The following is a 16,279-nucleotide window of genomic DNA, read 5'->3' on the forward strand; positions in this document are numbered from 1 at the left end:
TGCAATCGTAATTAAAGCTGCTTGTTTTGATTTTGCTCATCAAAAAGGTTAGCGTTTCTAACAATCTCAGTAATATATTTCATGACGATTTCGGTTGCTTGTTGTGAATTATAACTTTTACGATTATTTAATAGGTTGGTAAACATACCTTGCCATATTAATAGTGTTAATTCATTGATTGCATCCACATTACCCTCAGTTAGGTATCCTTCTTTTAAGGCAATCTCTAGCATAGAACGTCCACGTTTCGTCAGACTGTGTTGAAATAGAATAGCCGTTAAATCTTCTGGAATATTGATTAAATCATTAGGGTAGAAATTATAATAATTTTCCAAAAGTTTTTCGGGTGTTTCACCTAAGTCCATGATAAAGACTGCGTGAAAAATCTGCGGTTGTTGAAAGGAATACTTACAAAAACATTCCCATGCCAACAAATATTTATCAATGGGGTCTTTGCCTTTTTCGATGTAACGAGCAACTTCATTGGTATAGTCTTGCATACATCTCATCGAAGCAAAAAATAAAAGATGAGAGATTTCTGAAAAGTAATTGTAAATGGTAGCACTATTATAACCAGCTTTATCGGCAACTTTTCTAATCGTTACATTTTCTACCCCTTCTTCTTCGATAATTTCTGCTGTAGCGTCCACAAAGTACTTCCACATACGACGCCTTTGTATTTCCTTTTTCTTCAAAGTATAATCCCTCCGACGAACAATTAATGTGAATATTAGTTAAATGTATAAATTTACCTTAAATTGATTATTTATTTTTATTATAGCATAACAATTTTGAATTCTATCTTCAATTCTATGTTTTGTTTTTGGAATATTCAGAGTTGTGAAATGAATTTTCAGGTGATATACTAATCACAATTATTTTATAATCATGATTACTAAACATCAACATATAAAATAATTGGTAGATGATGGGGTAAAGCACAAGGGGAGGAAATTTAATGAGTAAAAAAATCGTGACTCAATTTGAACGTACATATGAAACAATTGAAAACACATGGATTGAATTAGCAGACGGTACGAAACTTTCTAGTCGCATTTGGCTACCAACTGTGGAAAAGGGAGAGAAAGTACCAGCCATTTTAGAGTATATTCCTTATCGTAAAACAGATGGCACGAGAACTAGAGACGAGCCAATGCATGGTTATTTTGCAGGTCATGGTTATGCTGTTGTCCGTGTAGATATGAGGGGTTCTGGCGAGTCAGATGGATTATTGAAAGATGAATACTTAAAGCAAGAGCAGGATGATGCTCTTGAAGTTATAGAATGGATTGCTAATCAAAGTTGGTGTGATGGCAATATCGGTATGATGGGGAAATCTTGGGGTGGATTTAATTCTTTACAAGTAGCAGCTCGCAGACCCAAGGAGTTAAAAGCAATTATTACAGTAGGTTTCACAGATGATCGTTATAACAATGATATTCACTATAAAGGTGGTTGTTTATTAAACGATAATTTCTGGTGGGGCGCAATTATGTTAGCCTACCAGCTACGTCCGATTGACCCACATATTGTCGGAGATAGCTGGCGTGAAAAGTGGATGGAACGATTAGAAAATATGCCTTTATGGATGGCACAGTGGATGGAGCACCAAACAAGAGATGACTATTGGAAACATGGTTCAGTGTGTGAAAATTATGATGACATAGAAATTCCTGTTTTTGCGATTGATGGTTGGGAAGATTCTTATACGAACACAGTATTAAGTTTAATGGACGGACTCTCTGTTCCAAGAAAAGGTATTATCGGACCATGGGCACATGTTTATCCGCATGATGGTGTTCCTGGTCCAGCAATGGGCTTTTTACAAGAAGCGGTGAAATGGTGGGATCATTGGTTAAAAGGAATAGACAATGATGTAATGGATGGACCGATGGTGAGTGTTTGGGTAGAAGAAAGTATGCAGCCATCAGTTAGGAAACCAATTAGCAAAGGTTATTGGGTTGGATTAGAATCCTGCCCAGCAGGGGAAGAAGCACAAACAAAGACGTATCATCTAACACATGGAAAATTGCTGGAACGGCGAAATGACGAGGAAGAGCAAGTCTTGTTAAAAACTCCACTCAATCATGGGCTTTTATCTGGTGAATGGATGGGTGCTGGGGTACTGGGTGAAAGTCCAGCAGATCAACGTCTAGATGATGGAATGGCAATGGTGTTTGAAAGCGATATTTTAAAGGATTCCCTAGAAATTGTGGGCTATCCGAAATTTGATGTAGAGTTATCGAGTGACAAACCACATGCTATGCTTTTTGCTCAACTTTCAGATGTTGCACCAGACGGAGCAGTTACTCGAGTTTCCTATGGTGTAATGAATTTAACACATTTAAATGGGCATGATCGGGTGGACTTATTAACGCCAGGAGAAAAAGTAAATGCTTTTGTTAAATTAGATTGCTGTGGCCATCAATTTAAAGAAGGGCATCGTTTGCGTTTATCTTTAGCTACAACGTTTTGGCCAATGTTTTGGCCAATGCCTGAAGATGCTAAACTGACATTAAATCTTGAAACCGCTAGATTATCATTGCCAATCTTCAGTGGTCAGCGAGTAAGTGGACCTAATATGATCCCTGAAAGTGCACCACTAACGCCAATCACAATACTACAAGAAGGAAGAGTAGATCGTTCAATATCATACGATATTTTAGCGGATACTTGGACATGTATTACAGATGGAGTTGGTGGCGTATTTGGTGAGGGTATTTACCGTTTTGATGATATTGATGTTACAGTGGAACATAATTTGAAACGTGAATTAACATTAACAAATGCTGATCCTTTGTCTGGTAAATATACAATCTATCAAAAAATGAAAATTGGTCGTGAAGGTTGGTGGATTGATGCTGATATTATAGTTACCCAAACTTCTGATTTAGAAAACTTCAAGATCGTTGGGGAAATGGCGATTAAAGAAAATGATGAACAGGTCTTCCATAAGGAATGGGATCAAAAAATCAAACGTCATGGCTTGTAAATAACATCTAAGGGGTAAAGATATGGAAGCTAAGTTAAAAAAGAATACAGCTACATTAGTTATTTTAGCTGTTTCAGGTGCATTGATTTACGCATTACCTTATTTTAGAAACTACTATTACGATGTCTTTTTGGAGGCGTTTCATTTAACTAATACACAAATGGGGACACTTGGTAGTGCGTATGGTGTTTGTTGTTTAATTTCCTATATTTTTGGCGGATTTTGCGCAGATCGTTGGAAAACAAAATATTTATTAACGATTTCTCTAGTAGCCACAGGATTATTAGGTTTTACATTATTATTGTATCCACCATATTCAGTGCTTCTATTAATTCATGCTGCTTGGGGAATCACGTCGATAATGACATTTTGGGGAGCATTAGTAAAAGCGGTTCGTTCCTTAGGGTCTGAAAATGAGCAAGGCAAAGCTTTCGGATTTTTTGAAGGTGGACGTGGCGTAACCAATATCATTCAATCTGCTGTGATTTTAGGGATCTTTGCTTTTTTTGCGAAACATATGAGTGATAAAATGGCTCTCTCAGCAGTTATTACGGTGTATTCTGTTATTTGTCTTTTGCTGGGTTTCATGATTATGTTGCTCTATAAAGATCCAGACCAAGCAACTGATAGTCCCAAAGACAAGGAGAGTAGTAAATCATTTGATTGGGCAGTCCTTTGGAAAGTGTTGAAGATGCCAACTACCTGGCTTGCAACTATTCTTATTTTTACGTCCTACGCGATGATTATTAGCTATTATTACATCACGCCTTATGCAACAGCTGCATTTGGTGCTTCTACGTTAATTGCTGCAGCCTTGGGCTACTTCTCGCAATATTGTCGTCCAATTGGTAGTTTTAGTGCAGGAATCATAGGAGACCGAATCGGTGTATCGAATATGGTGTTGATCGGTTATATTTTATTATCGTTTGGTTTAGTAGGACTCATTTTATTGCCAGGAAAAGCTTCTTTTATACTTATGCTTTTAGTATTCATAGGGATTATCTATACATCTATGTATGCTTTGCAAGCTATGCATTTTGCAATTCTAGTAGAAGGCGATTATCCTGTAGAATCAACAGGAACAGTTTCCATGCCATTGATGATAGTTGGTTATAGTGGTGAAATCTTTATGCCGATTATTGCAGGCGCTTGTTTAGATTACTGGGATGGTACAGCGGGCTATAAAGTATTCTTTGGTATTTTATTAGGCTTGGCTATTATTGGATTCATTACAGTAATCATTTGGCAACGTGTAACGAAAGTAAAACGGCAAGAAATTGCTCTACAACGAAAGCTTGCGAAGGAACAAGCACTTACTTAAATATAGTTTGATTATAAATAACATGAAAAGGCGTCAGGACAAGGCTATTGTCTTAGGCGTCTTTTTTTTGTAAAACAATCCGCTTCGCTAGACCATAACAGCAAGATTGAGGACGAAGTGAAGAAATCATTCCTGATAAAATGAGGTCTATCAAATAGTATGGAGGCTTTCGATATGTCTAAAATTCATGAATTCAATGATTTACATTCTTCACAAGAGCTCTTATTTTTAGGGAATGCTTGGGATTTATTATCGGCATTAATGTTAGAAAAGGCAGGTTTTCAAGCGATTGGCACAACAAGCTGGGGTATTGCTAATTCACTTGGCTATGCAGATGGTGAATTAATAGATTTTCAACGACATCTTAATATTATCCAAACCATTGCAGAGAATGTGAGCATACCTGTATCTGCTGATATTGAAGCAGGGTATGGATCTGATGAGCAGAGTATTATCGACAATGTATTAAGAACGGCCGATGTCGGTGTAGCTGGGATTAATATTGAGGATTCTCTCAAAAACCAAATAGGGTTAAAAAGTGTAACAGAACATTGTCGTCTACTAACAAACCTAAGGGCAGCGTTAGATTACCACGGTTTTAAAGATTTTTTTATCAACGCTAGAACGGATACGTATTTTCAATTGGAGCAACCATTTGAAGAAACCATGGTGAGAGCGAAGGCTTATGTAGAGAGTGGGGCTAGTGGTATATTTATTCCTGGATTAACGGATTTTAACGACATAAAAGCCATGACAAGTAACATAGAAGCACCCATCAATCTGCTTTCATTACCCGGCTTAACCAATTGTCAGCAGCTAAAAGAATTAGGGGTAAGGCGTTTTAGTTTTGGTAATGCACTATCAGATAAAATCATTGCAGATATAACGCAACATGCTGCACAATTATTAGAAGACCAAAATACTTCTTCTTTATATGTTTAATCAATGAAAATGAGGTGAGGTATACGTGGACCATCCAATCAATTTATCTTTTGAGGAGAAGTGGGAAAAGATTATAGCTTGTGATCAAACCTATGATGGGCTTTTTTATACAGCGGTTAAAACGACTAGGATTTATTGCCGTCCTTCCTGTAAATCCAGAAAACCGAAAAAGATGAATGTTGAATTTTATGAGGATTTACAAGAAGTAGAGGCTGCTGGCTATCGTGCATGTAAACGATGTCAGCCAGAGATTGAACATTCACCACATACACAATTGATTAAAAATGTAACAGCCTTTATTATCAACGAATATAAACAAAAGATGACATTACAAGATATGGCGGAGCATGTCGGCATCAGTCCATTTCATCTAGAACGGCTTTTTAAACAAGAAACAGCAGTGACACCCCGAACATATTTAGAAAAAATAAGAATTGATAAGGCTGCCCACTTATTAAGACATACAGATTTTACAAATTTAGAAATTTGCTATGAAGCAGGATTTCAAAGTCCCTCTAATTTTTATAAGGTGTTTCGACGATTGAAAAATTGCTCACCTACAGAATATCGAGGCCTTTCCTAAAAGGAGTCAGGATATGCACTGGATTAATGACGAAACTTATTTAGAAATCGTGCAGCCAAAAGAATTTAATTTTAAAGAGTGTTTGCTGTTTTTAAATAGATCCAATCAAGAAATTCTTCATTCAATAAAAGGGGATGTGCTTTACAAATTACTGAATATTGATGAACAGCTTATTTTATGTAAAATCAGTGAGCAAGACAATAACATAAAAGTGGAATTTCCAATGGATCAACCAATAGCCAATGTAAGAGAAAAAATCGTCCATTATCTAATGGAATGGTTTGATGTAAAGCAAGATTTGGCTTGTTTTTATAAGATGGCTAACCGAGATAAAATCCTACAGCCACTTGTTGAAAAATATAGTGGTCTACGATTAATCGGTATACCTGATTTATTTGAAGCGCTAGTTTGGGCTATTATTGGTCAACAAATCAATTTAACATTTGCCTATACACTAAAAAAACGATTTGTCGAGCAATTTGGAGAGTATGTAAGCTTCGAGGGGCAAAGCTACTGGCTATTTCCACCGCCAGAAAAGATCGCTGCCATTCAGGTGGAAGATTTAAGAAGTCTCCAATTTACGTTAAGAAAGTCGGAGTACATTATTGATATTGCAAAAAGTATGGCAAGTGGTCAATTGACAAAAGAGTTGTTGAAGCAAAAAGATAACTACGAGGACAAGAAAAAAAGTTTAATGGCTATTAGGGGCATTGGTGCATGGACCGCAGACTATGTGCTGATGAAATGTTTACAAGAGCCGTCTGCCTTTCCAATCGCAGATGTTGGTTTGCACAATGCGTTAAAAACTCAATTAGCGTTAGAACGAAAACCAACGATAGAGGAAATCAACCACTATGCGATACATTGGCAAGGTTGGCAGGCTTATGCCACCTTTTATTTATGGAGGTCTCTATATGAAAAAGTATAAAGTAGATTACAAATCACCAATTGGAGTAATTGAAATAGAGGGTAGTGATAGCGCTATTTATGGAATTAATTTTGCGGAGCGGGATGAAATTATCCATATTCCTCAACAAGATACACCGAAAGTTCTGATGGAGTGTGCCAAACAGTTGCAAGAGTATTTTATAGGTGAACGTCATGACTTTTCATTTCCCTACGTAGTTGAAGGAACAGACTTTCAACAAGCGGTTTGGCAAGCTTTACCGACTGTAAGCTATGGTGAAACGGCTTCCTATAAGGATATTGCTGTAGCTATTAACAATGAAAAAGCTGTAAGAGCTGTTGGTAGTGCAAATGGCAAAAATAATATTAGTATCGTTGTTCCCTGTCATCGCATTATTGGCTCTAATGGAACGTTGACAGGGTATGGCGGCGGGATGTGGCGCAAAGAATGGCTTCTTCAGCATGAACAAACCTATAAAAATCCATCAGAGTAATATTTGTTTGAGTACCCTTCTTTGGTGGCAATATCACTGTGCAGCCATTTCTTAGGACTGTATAAAAAAGTGGTTATTGCAAAAAATAAGACCGTCAAAATGGCGGTTTTAATGACTAGTCTTTGTCATTTTATCGCTTCTTATGACACCTCTCTGCTAAGAAATTAGCTTGGAGTATAGACGATAAAGGAGGTGTACTCATGAGCGTACTTTATAGAATTGCCTTAATATTAGTCATTATAGGTGCAATCAACTGGGGACTCATTGGATTCTTTAGATTTGATTTAGTGGCTTATTTATTTGGTGGACAAACTGCGGTCTTATCTCGATGGATATATGCCCTTGTTGGGCTTGCGGGACTGATCACGATTCCAATTCTGATGAAGCGATTTGAAGATGAGGAGGATGTAGATACATTCTCTCGTATGGACAGAAATCCTAGCTATGGTATGGAGGCTGGGGAAGAAGCAGATTTTACTGAAGTAACAAAAAAAGAAGTAAAAACTGTAGAGAAAAAAGACAAAAAATAATGTATGTAAAAACTGGGTCCACCCGTTTTTGAGAAACATTCGTCTAGTTCCTTCAAGGGAGCTAGGCGAATGTTTACTTTTAGAATTATTTATTTAGAAAAGGTTCAGCCATGGCCATGTTCCGAACAGCAAGTCAGCGATTTATTCATGCTATTGTTTAATGGAATGTAATGCTTGTACAAAATTTTTAACGATGAAATCTTTCTCATCAGAGGAAATAATCAATGGGGGAGATAATGTCAGAACATTATTAAACCCAGCAACGGTTACGCCATTTTTCCCAATGATTAACCCCAGTTCCTTACACTGTGCAATCACTTTGTTTACAAGTGTGACATCGAGTGGTGTTTTGCTGTCTTTATCTTGTACAAGCTCTACGCCAATTAATAAGCCCTTACCGCGAATATCCCCAACATGTGGGTGCTCCTTTAATTGCTCCTGTAAGGCCGTAAGAAGCGTAGCACCAAGTGTAGCAGAGTGACTAAATAAATTTTCCTGCTCCATTATTTCAATATTTTTCAATGCTACAGCACAAGCTGCTGGTGATCCACCGAACGTATTGACATGGCGGAAAAAGTCATATTCCTCACTACCTGCAAAAGCCTCGTAAATTTCACGTCGAACGGCAGTTGCTGATAGTGGCATATAAGCGCTTGTCAAACCCTTTGCCATTGTAACAATGTCAGGCTGAATGCCGTAATTTTGGAACCCGAAAGCTTTGCCTGTACGTCCAAAACCACAAATTACTTCATCGACAATGAGCAGTGCGCCATGCTTCTCACAAATAGCTTTGACTCCTTGTAGGTAGTTGTCGTGAGGCATAATCACACCACCACCTGTAATGATAGGCTCCATAATGACTGCAGCAATTGAATCTGACATTTCCCATGTCATAACATGATCGATCGCTTGCACAGATGGCAGTGCACAAGGATCTTTACTTTTAATATGGTCTTCATTTGCACGATACGAGTCAGGTGGTGTGACATGTAAAAAACCAGGTGCTAATGGCTCGTATTTATATTTACGTTGAGCTTGTCCTGTAGCGGCTAATGCACCCATCGAACTACCATGATATGCACGGTAACGAGAAATGATTTTTGTTCGATTGACGTGTCCTTTTTGTTGATGATATTGTCGAGCAATTTTAAAAGCAGCCTCATTTGCTTCAGAGCCGCTATTAGAGAAAAAGACGACATAGTCATCCCCTAATAGCTCACTTATCTTTTCACTTAGCTGGATGGCGGGAATATGGCCAACAGATAAAGGTGTATACGTATTTTCAAGTAACTGCTCATAGGCAACTTTCGCAATGTCTTCTCGGCCATAGCCAACATTTACGCACCATAAACCAGCCATAGCATCTAAATAACGTTTTCCTTCAATGTCGGTAATCCATGCTCCTTTAGAAGATTGGACAATCATCGTAGCATTCGGATTATATGGTTTCATTGAATGCCATACATATTGTTCATCCTTCACTTGCCAATTTGGACTTGTTACATTTGTCACAAAGCTTCACTCCTTCTTAACAGGTAGATGATTAGCATGCATACGTTTTAGTCAGATGTGGACAACAAAATGCACAGTAGTCCCCATTTATACTTTATATGTATGCAGCCAAAATTTTAGAAGGAGGATTTATAAATAGAAAATCCAGATAATTAAACAACCTGCTAATTCTATTGATGTGTTAAAACATCCTCTATTAAAAAGGCAATATATAAGTTTGTCTTTGTAAAGGAGTTGCTTAAGTCAATATCCAATAGCATTTCGATTTTTTTTATTTTATAAAGGACCGTATTGCGATGAATAAATTGTCGTTCACTAATCCGACTTGTACTGCCATTCTCTTCAACAAATACACGTAAAAAAGGGACATAATCAGTATTGTGCATTTCATCATAGCGATAGAGCTGGCCTAAAATATCCTGACTAAAGGACTTCATCAATCGTTGGTTTTGCACCGCCATCAGAATTTTATAGGCACCAATTTCTTTATAGCTATATAAGTAACGGTTGTTATGGAGCTGTGCTAAATGAAGGACCATTAAAGATTCATCATAGCTTTTGCGAACATTTTCGAGCTCTTTATGGTAGTTGCCTTTTCCAATAATAATATCCAAGTAACCATTTTTTAATGTGATTTTATCGTAGATTTCTTCAACGATTTTTGAGAAGGGTGTATTTGGTGTAATGATTTGTGCTTTATCAATTAAAAAAATGAGGTAATTTTTATGCTTTAATTTTAAGAAGCGTTGATAGCGATTTTGAAAAGCAAATTGTATCATCACTTCATAACGATCGATGGTGGCTTGCGTGCCAGTCGTTGTGCAAGTAATGATCGCTAATTCTCTTCCTTGAGGAAATCCTAGCTGTGCTAATTGATCTTTTATAGAGTTAGCGTTTGCTTTGTAATGAAAAAGTAGATTGAACAGAACCTTTTCTTCGATGGAAAGCTCTTGATGGTGGTTGGCAATAAACTGAAAGGTAGTTTTTAATAGATCAGCAATACGGTAACTCCATGGCATTTGAAAAATAGGGAAATCATGTTGGTTTGCAAAAGAGATGACGGCTTCAGGAATAGTAGGAATGAATGGCCCTATGTTGATAATAAAGCCCGCTACTTTTTTCGCGTACGCTTGTTTGACAAGCTGTTCTAGAGAATCTTCCTGTGCATCTAAATTAATGCCTGTTGTGACGACTAATTCATTGGGTCTACAAAACATAATTAGATCATTGCTTTCCACAACATTAATACCAGTAACTCTGCGATACGTACCACTATGTCCAGCGACTAATGTAAGCATTGGGAATTGAATTCCCTCAACAATTTTACGAATCGTCCCCATATTTTCCCCCCCTTAATTATGAACATAACTTACCATATATAATGTGCAGTTGCACATATTTTTTTAGTTTACTTTCCATATCTCACAAATTTTATCTATTTTAGAATGTTTAATAACTACTGTGAAAGAGAGGACTTGCATATGTATAAATGTAATAGTAGACGATTGCAAGAGTTAATTGAACAGTTCAGTCAATTTGGAGCCACTGACAATGGTGGCGTTACACGTTTATCTCTTTCGGATGAGGATGTTTTAGCTAGAAACTATTTTTGTGAATGTTGTAAAGCGTTAGGTATGGATATACAGGTGGATGATATGGGAAATATTTATGCCACTCTTCCTGGCAAAAAGGATATGCCACCTATCGTCATGGGTTCCCATCTAGATTCAGTTGAAAAAGGTGGGAGATTTGATGGCGTGTTAGGTGTACTTACAGCTATCGAGGCCATTCGAACAATTAAGGAAAATGAAATTGAGATGGATATCCCACTTATGATTGTGAATTTTACCAATGAAGAGGGCGCACGTTTTGACCCGGCCATGATGAGTTCAGGGGTAATTACCTCAAAATTCGACAAAGAAAAAATGCTGCAATCTACAGATAAAAATGGTATTCGCTTTCACGAAGCATTACAGGCAAGTGGCTATGAGGGAGAGCAAGAAAATCGACTAAAAGAAGCACTTGCTTATATTGAATTGCACATTGAACAAGGACCCGTTTTAGAGGCAAAACAACGTGAAATCGGTGTTGTCGAAGGTGTGCTCGGCATGGTCTGCTATGAAATTACGATTACTGGACAATCAAATCATGCGGGTACAACACCGATGTCGATGCGTAAAGACCCGATGATTGTAGCATCGACGATTATTACAGAGCTCCATGAGCAATTAGGGAAAATTGACGAACAACTTGTTTTTACCTTTGGTCGCATGAATGTTTCGCCAAATATTCATACAGTCATCCCGAATAAGGTGACATTTACCATCGATTCACGCCATCAAGATCCAGAGGTGATGCAACAGGTTGAGGATATTCTTAATGCGCTTCCAGAGACAGCAGGAGGTTGCAGCATTCATCCTACTAAACTATGGGGGAGAGAGACAGTGTATTTTGATGCAGCCATTTGCGATGAAGTAGAAAGAGCATGTCAGAGCTTCGGCTATTCTGCACATCGTATGTTTAGTGGGGCTGGACATGATGCCCAGTATATGGCGAGTATGGTTCCGTCCGCCATGATTTTTGTCCCAAGTATTGAAGGCAAGAGTCATTGTGAGGAGGAGGAAACAACATATGAGGATTGTGCAAAAGGTGCAGATATTTTGCTCGAAACAGTTTTAACGCTGCAAACAAAGTTTAGTATAGGTGAAACATATACATTGCATTAAACATCAAGCATTCTCTAATTTTGTAATGAAGGGTGAGGGGCACAATGAAAAAAATCATTAAAGGTGGACGAGTAGCAACAGCTGCTGATGTATTTGAGGCAGATATTCTAATTGACAACGGTAAAATTGTTCAAATTGGCCAGAACTTAACGGATGCTGGCGCTGAAATCATTGATGCGACAGGTAAGTACGTATTGCCTGGTGGCATTGATCCTCATACGCATTTAGATATGCCATTCAATAATACAGTGACAGATGACGATTGGAAATCAGGTACGATAGCCGCAGCTTTTGGTGGGACAACTACTATTTTAGATTTTTGTTTAACAGCGGGAGAAGAAAAATTATCAACAGCAGTGGAGAAATGGCATGAAAAGGCGAAAGGAAAGTCTGCTATTGACTATGGTTTCCATCTGATGATTGGTGATTTAACACCTGAAACAGAAGCTGAATTACCCCAACTATTAGAGCAGGAGGGCATTACTTCTGTAAAAGTCTTTATGGCTTATGCAAAAGAATTCCAAGCGACAGATCGTACACTATTTAAAGCCTTTAAAATCGCCAAAGATCTTGGCGCAGTGGTCATGGTGCATTGTGAGAATGGCTCTGTCATTGATGAGCTTGTCGAGGAAGCAAGACGTGCGGGACATAAAGAACCGATTTATCATGCACTGACTCGACCAGCCGAATTAGAGGGTGAGGCGACAAAGCGTGCCATCGAATTAGCTCATATAGCAGGAGCGAAGCTATATGTGGTTCATGTAACATGTAAAGAAGCAGTAGATGAAATTATTGCAGCTCGTGAAAAAGGGTATGACGTCTATGGTGAAACATGTCCACCATATTTAACACTCGATCAATCAGCTTTAGCGCAGCCAGGCTTTGAGGGAGCAAAATATGTCTGGTCACCACCACTTCGTCCGAAATATCATCAAGAACATTTATGGAATGCATTAAAGGCCAAGCAGCTACAGACAATTGGCTCTGACCAATGCTCTTTTAGCTTTAAGGGTAAAAAACAGCTTGGCCTAAATGATTTCTCAAAAATTCCAAACGGTGGGCCATTCATTGAGGATCGCTTTAGTATTTTATATTCGGAAGGTGTTGCAAAAGGTAGAATTACAATCCATGAATTTGTTGATATGATTTCTACAAGTGCAGCCAAAATATTTGGGCTATTCCCGCAAAAAGGAACGATTGCTATCGGTTCAGATGCGGATATCGTAATTTTTGATCCAGAGGCAAAACGCCAAATTTCTGCTAAAACACATCACATGAATGTGGACTATAACCCTTATGAAGGCTGGGACGTTACAGGTGAGCCGGTTAGCGTACTGGTTCGTGGGGAATACGTCATTAAAAATAAAGAATTTGTTGGGGTACTTGGTAGTGGACAATATATTAAACGTCCATTAAAAACAGTAGCTGCGGAAGCACTAAATATTTAGCTTCCTTCAGTATAGGACCGATTGTTTTGATGGAGAGCAAAGCAATCGGTCTAGTAATTGATGTACGGAAAAAATGCTCACATGAGGGGGATGTGGAAATGGTTCCGATTCAAGAAAATGAAATGACCATACAGCTTAGACGTAATTTTATGGAATTAAAAAGCAAAATGACAAAGAATGAGGCTATTGAGGAAGCCAACCGTTGTCTGTATTGCTATGATGCACCATGTATTAAAGCTTGTCCAACAAGCATTCAAATCCCAAATTTCATAAAAAAAATTGCATCTGGTAATATGAAGGGTTCTGCTACGACTATATTAGAAGCAAATCCTATTGGTGCAAGCTGTGCAAGGGTTTGTCCTACGGAAGAATTATGTGAAGGGGCGTGTGTCTTAAATTCTTCTACAAAGCCAATTAAAATTGGTGAGTTACAGCGTTATGCAACAGATTGGGCAATGGAGACCAATACACAGCTATTTAAGCCAGGACAAAATAACGGACAGAAAGTAGCAATCATCGGGGCGGGTCCTGCTGGCTTATCAGCAGCACGAGAGCTTGGCCGTTTAGGCTACCAGGTAACAATCTATGAGGCAGAAGAGAAGGCTGGCGGACTAGGAAGCTATGGAATTGTGGCATTCCGTTTACCTAATGAAGTAGTGGATTGGGAAGTGGAGCAAATTGAACAGCTTGGCGTGAACATTCAAACGAATACAGCGGTCGGTGTGGATATTTCTGCTGATGAAATTTTGGCGCAATATGACAGTGTAATTTTAGCTGTCGGTATGGGGGCTGTACCGAATCTGGGCATTGAAGGGGAAGATTTAGAAGGTGTGCATGATGCCATTGAGTTTGTTCGAAAAACAAAAATGGGACCGCTTACAAATGACATCGTTGGGAAAAAAGTAGCTGTTATTGGTGCTGGAAATACAGCAATTGATGGTGCGACAAGTGCGGTGCGATTAGGAGCAGAGAATGTACAAATTCTTTATCGCAGAACACAAAAAGAAATGACTGCTTACAAATTTGAATATGAATTTGCCAAGCAGGATGGGGTGGAATTTAAATGGCTGACTGCGCCGAAGAAAATTATTGGCGATGAAGCTGGCAAGGTGAAAGGTATTGAATGTGTAAAAATGAAGCTTGGTGAGGCAGGTCCTGATGGCCGACAAAGACCAGAAGAAGTAAAGGACTCTAATTTTATTATTGAAGTGGATGCTGTCATTAAAGCGATTGGGCAAACTCGTTTTGTTTCATTAATCGAAGCCTTTGGATTGGCTCATACAAACGGTGTTGTCGATATTGATGAGGCGACAATGCAAACGTCTAATGACAAAGTATTTGCCTGTGGAGATGTTGTCTTTGGCAATGGACAGGGTGAAGCGATGGTGGTGACCGCTGTGCAGCAAGGGAAAGATGCAGCATATAAGATTCATGAACGTTTAAGAAAACCAAGTGAGATTGCATAAAGTGAACCTTCAAACAGTGGGGGTTTTCTACATCCTTCACTGATTGTTAGTTTCACCAATCAGGATAAAGGGGGAACTTACATGGCAGACTTACGCATTAATTTAGCGGGCATCAAATCGCCGAATCCATTTTGGCTAGCATCCGCACCACCGACAAATTCGGGTTATCAAGTACAGCGTGCATTTGAAGCAGGCTGGGGTGGCGCTGTTTGGAAAACGTTAGGAGAACCGATTTTAAATGTGTCCTCCCGTTTTGCCGCTGTGAGTTTTAATGGTCAACGTGTGGCAGGCTTTAATAATATCGAATTAATTACGGATCGACCATTAGAAGTAAATTTACAAGAAATTTATGACACGAAAAAGAAATTTCCTAATCACGCAATTATTGCCTCCCTAATGGTGGAGCCGAAGCAGGAAAAGTGGCATGAAATTGTGAAGCGAGTAGAAGATGTGGGGGTTGATGGTCTTGAGCTTAACTTTGGTTGTCCACATGGGATGGCAGAACGAGGCATGGGTTCTGCCTCTGGTCAAGTCCCTGAATTGGTGGAAAAACAAACGTACTGGGTAAAGGAAGCGGCACGTACACCTGTGATTGTTAAGCTAACGCCAAACATTACGGATATTACAGTAACGGCGGAAGCAGCGACAAGAGGTGGAGCAGATGCAGTTAGTATGATTAATACAATTAATAGTTTAGCCGGTGTCGATTTAGATTCTTGGAACACTATACCGCATGTTGCAGGAAAAGGGGCGCACGGTGGCTATTGTGGTCCAGCTGTTAAACCGATTGCCCTCAATATGGTGGCTGAATGTGCGCGTAATCCATTAGTGAATGTACCGATTTCAGGTATTGGCGGCATCTCGAATTGGCAGGATGCAGCAGAATTTATTTTAATGGGTGCGACAGGCGTTCAGGTTTGTACAGCTGCAATGCACCATGGCTTTAGTATTGTAGAAGATATGATTGATGGTCTAAATAATTATTTGGACGATAAAGGCCTAGCTTCAGTTATGGATTTAGTTGGTCGCTCTGTACAAAGGTATTCAAACTGGGGTGATTTAGATTTAAATTATAAAATTGTCGCAGAAATAAATAACGATTTGTGTATTAATTGTAATAAGTGCCATATTGCCTGTGAGGATACATCTCATCAATGTATCGATCTGTATACAGAGGATGGCCGTCCAATGTTAAAAGTGCGAGAGGAAGATTGTGTCGGCTGTAATTTATGTTCCATTGTTTGTCCAGTCGAGGGTGCCATTTCAATGGTTGAACGTAAATCAACAATTCCACCAATGACTTGGAATGAACGCCAATCACTGCTTAGCAGTCTTTCCAAATAAAGAACCTTTTATCGT

The 16,279-nt window shown here is 38.7% G+C and carries 14 protein-coding genes; 11 read left to right on the forward strand and 3 right to left on the reverse strand.

All coding sequences use genetic code 11. The annotated features are described in order from the left end of the window. Positions 1–11: 11 nt before the first annotated feature. Positions 12–665 carry a TetR/AcrR family transcriptional regulator gene (locus tag MKY49_RS07025; RefSeq protein ID WP_322605468.1) on the reverse strand — a complete coding sequence of 218 codons (654 nt, stop codon included), beginning with the start codon at positions 663–665 and terminating at the stop codon, positions 12–14. Between the two features lie 293 nt (positions 666–958). On the opposite strand from MKY49_RS07025, the gene MKY49_RS07030 reads away from it, so the two are divergent. The 7 genes from MKY49_RS07030 to MKY49_RS07060 all read left to right on the forward strand — a co-directional run bounded on the left by MKY49_RS07030 (position 959) and on the right by MKY49_RS07060 (position 7,768). After that, positions 959–2,992, forward strand: a complete 2,034-nt coding sequence (locus MKY49_RS07030; RefSeq protein ID WP_341385847.1) for a CocE/NonD family hydrolase — start codon at positions 959–961, stop codon at positions 2,990–2,992. A 22-nt stretch (positions 2,993–3,014) separates the two neighbouring features. Then, a complete protein-coding gene (locus tag MKY49_RS07035; protein WP_341385848.1) occupies positions 3,015–4,313 on the forward strand; it encodes an MFS transporter in 1,299 nt (432 codons plus the stop codon). Positions 4,314–4,487: 174 nt separating this feature from the next. After that, positions 4,488–5,255 carry an isocitrate lyase/PEP mutase family protein gene (locus tag MKY49_RS07040; RefSeq protein WP_341385849.1) on the forward strand — a complete coding sequence of 256 codons (768 nt, stop codon included), beginning with the start codon at positions 4,488–4,490 and terminating at the stop codon, positions 5,253–5,255. 25 nt (positions 5,256–5,280) lie between these two features. Further along, complete coding sequence (locus tag MKY49_RS07045; protein ID WP_312505604.1) at positions 5,281–5,838, forward strand: bifunctional transcriptional activator/DNA repair enzyme AdaA; 558 nt, start codon at positions 5,281–5,283, stop codon at positions 5,836–5,838. A 13-nt stretch (positions 5,839–5,851) separates the two neighbouring features. Continuing rightward, positions 5,852–6,766 (forward strand): DNA-3-methyladenine glycosylase family protein, encoded by a 915-nt coding sequence (locus MKY49_RS07050; RefSeq protein ID WP_341385850.1) that lies wholly within the window; start codon positions 5,852–5,854, stop codon positions 6,764–6,766. After that, positions 6,753–7,238: a methylated-DNA--[protein]-cysteine S-methyltransferase gene (locus MKY49_RS07055; RefSeq protein WP_274796396.1), complete on the forward strand. Its 486-nt coding sequence runs from the start codon at positions 6,753–6,755 to the stop codon at positions 7,236–7,238. Before MKY49_RS07050 ends, MKY49_RS07055 begins: the two co-directional genes overlap by 14 nt. Before the next feature lie 200 nt (positions 7,239–7,438). Then, positions 7,439–7,768 carry a DUF378 domain-containing protein gene (locus MKY49_RS07060; protein WP_274796397.1) on the forward strand — a complete coding sequence of 110 codons (330 nt, stop codon included), beginning with the start codon at positions 7,439–7,441 and terminating at the stop codon, positions 7,766–7,768. Positions 7,769–7,918: 150 nt separating this feature from the next. Here the strand turns inward: MKY49_RS07060 and MKY49_RS07065 are convergent, their stop codons facing one another. Together MKY49_RS07065 and MKY49_RS07070 are read right to left on the reverse strand one after the other, a co-directional pair. Next, a complete protein-coding gene (locus MKY49_RS07065; protein ID WP_341385851.1) occupies positions 7,919–9,280 on the reverse strand; it encodes an aspartate aminotransferase family protein in 1,362 nt (453 codons plus the stop codon). Between the two features lie 170 nt (positions 9,281–9,450). Beyond that, on the reverse strand, positions 9,451–10,620 hold the full coding sequence (locus tag MKY49_RS07070) for a PucR family transcriptional regulator (RefSeq protein WP_274796399.1): 1,170 nt from the start codon (positions 10,618–10,620) through the stop codon (positions 9,451–9,453). A gap of 141 nt (positions 10,621–10,761) precedes the next feature. On the opposite strand from MKY49_RS07070, the gene MKY49_RS07075 reads away from it, so the two are divergent. From MKY49_RS07075 to preA, 4 genes are all read left to right on the forward strand, one after another. Further along, positions 10,762–12,006, forward strand: coding sequence for a Zn-dependent hydrolase (locus tag MKY49_RS07075; RefSeq protein WP_341385852.1), 1,245 nt, complete (start codon positions 10,762–10,764; stop codon positions 12,004–12,006). Positions 12,007–12,050: 44 nt separating this feature from the next. Continuing rightward, on the forward strand, positions 12,051–13,454 hold the full coding sequence (hydA, locus tag MKY49_RS07080; protein WP_274796402.1) for a dihydropyrimidinase: 1,404 nt from the start codon (positions 12,051–12,053) through the stop codon (positions 13,452–13,454). A gap of 98 nt (positions 13,455–13,552) precedes the next feature. Continuing rightward, positions 13,553–14,920, forward strand: coding sequence for an NAD(P)-dependent oxidoreductase (locus MKY49_RS07085; protein ID WP_341385853.1), 1,368 nt, complete (start codon positions 13,553–13,555; stop codon positions 14,918–14,920). A gap of 81 nt (positions 14,921–15,001) precedes the next feature. Beyond that, positions 15,002–16,264 carry an NAD-dependent dihydropyrimidine dehydrogenase subunit PreA gene (gene preA, locus MKY49_RS07090; RefSeq protein ID WP_341385854.1) on the forward strand — a complete coding sequence of 421 codons (1,263 nt, stop codon included), beginning with the start codon at positions 15,002–15,004 and terminating at the stop codon, positions 16,262–16,264. Positions 16,265–16,279: the final 15 nt, after the last annotated feature.

The sequence above is a fragment of the Lysinibacillus sp. FSL M8-0134 genome (assembly GCF_038069745.1).
GTDB lineage: Bacteria > Bacillota > Bacilli > Bacillales_A > Planococcaceae > Lysinibacillus > Lysinibacillus irui.